This window comes from Mitsuaria sp. TWR114 (assembly GCF_007997345.1).
Window position 1 is genome coordinate 1 of the sequence record NZ_VOSR01000554.1, and the last position, 1473, is coordinate 1473.

Annotated in this window: 3 protein-coding genes; 2 read left to right on the forward strand and 1 reads right to left on the reverse strand. The window is 72.6% G+C overall.

What is annotated here, in order from left to right; genetic code table 11:
- Nucleotides 1-519 (forward strand): molybdopterin-binding protein (locus FUT87_RS19210; RefSeq protein WP_255511924.1); only part of this gene is annotated, 519 nt, incomplete at its 5' end.
- Between the two features lie 52 nt (nucleotides 520-571).
- Nucleotides 572-823, forward strand: a complete 252-nt coding sequence (moaD, locus tag FUT87_RS19215; RefSeq protein WP_091723943.1) for a molybdopterin converting factor subunit 1 — start codon at nucleotides 572-574, stop codon at nucleotides 821-823.
- 7 nt (nucleotides 824-830) lie between these two features.
- Here the strand turns inward: moaD and FUT87_RS19220 are convergent.
- Nucleotides 831-1473: FAD-dependent oxidoreductase (locus tag FUT87_RS19220; protein ID WP_222617205.1), on the reverse strand; the 643-nt coding region annotated here is incomplete at its 5' end.

Sequence of the window (1473 nt, forward strand, 5' to 3'; positions counted from 1 at the left end):
GCGGCGCTGCGCGACGCGGCCCGGGACGCCGACCTCATCCTCAGCTCGGGCGGCGTCTCCGTCGGCGAGGAGGACCACCTCAAGCCCGCGCTGGAGCGCGAAGGCCGGCTGGACCTCTGGCAGATCGCGATCAAGCCGGGCAAGCCGCTGGCCTTCGGCGAGGTGACCAGCCAGGGCGGCCGTACCTGGTTCATGGGCCTGCCCGGCAATCCGGTGTCGAGCTTCGTGACCTTCCTGCTGTTCGTGCGGCCGGTGCTCCTGCGCCTGCAGGGAGCGACGCAGCTGGCCCCGCGCGGTTTCCAGCTGCCGGCGGAATTCACCTGGACCAAGGCCGACAAGCGCCGCGAGTTCCTGCGCGCGAAGCTCAGCGACGCGGGCGGGTTGCAGTTGTTCGGCAACCAGAGCTCCGGCGTGATGAGTTCGGCCGCCTGGGCCGACGGTCTGATCGACCTGCCGCCGGGCAGCACCGTCGAGCCCGGACAGTTGCTGCGCTTCCTGCCGTTCAACGAGCTGTTCTGACCAACCGCGCCGCGGCGGCCGGACCGCGATTTCCTTCGACAAGCTGACCGAGATGACGATCACCGTGCGCTACTTCGCTTCGCTGCGCGAGGCCCTGGGGACCGACGAGCGCATCGCGCATCACGCCGGCGCGACGCTGGGCTCGATCCGCGACGCGCTGATCGCGAGCGACGCGGCGCATGCCGAGGCGCTGGCGCGCGGGCGGGCGATCCGCTGCGCGCTGAACCAGCAGATCCTGCCCGAGGACACGCCGGTGAAGGATGGGTCGGAGGTCGCGTTCTTCCCGCCGGTGACGGGCGGGTGATCCGCGCTCAGCGCGACGCCCTGGACTGGATCCGCGCCGCCACCGCCTCGCCCTGCGTGAACGCCTCCTCGAACACGGAGTAGCCGGCGAGGTCCGCATGCGCGAACTGCAGCCGGCCCTGCGCCCGCTCGCGCAGCGCGGCCAGCGCGGGTGATCCGCGCAGGCCCGGATGCGGGATGCTCATCGCGTGGCCATAACGCATCAGCTCGATGCGCTGCAGCCGTTCCGGCAGGTCGGGGTGCAGCGGCGCGAGATCCGCCAGCACGCGACCGGCCCAGGCGCGCCAGTCGTCCTGCAGCAGGTCGCGGCGCTGTGACTCGCGCAGCGCGCGGTAGGCGGTCAGCACCAACGGTCCGCGGCTGGGGTCCAGGTCCTGCTGGCCGGCATTGACGTAGCCCAGCGCCTCGCCGCCATAAGCGACGTTGTCCCAGGACAGCGGCGCGCCCAGCCGCTCCAGCGGCGGCGCGTCGAGCAGCAGGTTGGCGACCAACCACGGCGCGTAGCGCATGCCGCGCGCGGCCTCGGTCAGCGCGGCCGGCGGCTGCTCCACCAGCCGCGCGGCGATGAACAGCGGCATCGCCATCACGACCTGGTCGGCCTCCCACCGCTCCGCGTGTCGCGCCGCCTCGTTCCAGGCCAGCACCTGCACG

What these genes read in the sequence shown, in the direction of transcription:
- moaD (WP_091723943.1), top strand. Translation starts at nt 572, where the DNA reads ATGACGATCACCGTGCGCTACTTCGCTTCGCTGCGCGAGGCCCTGGGG.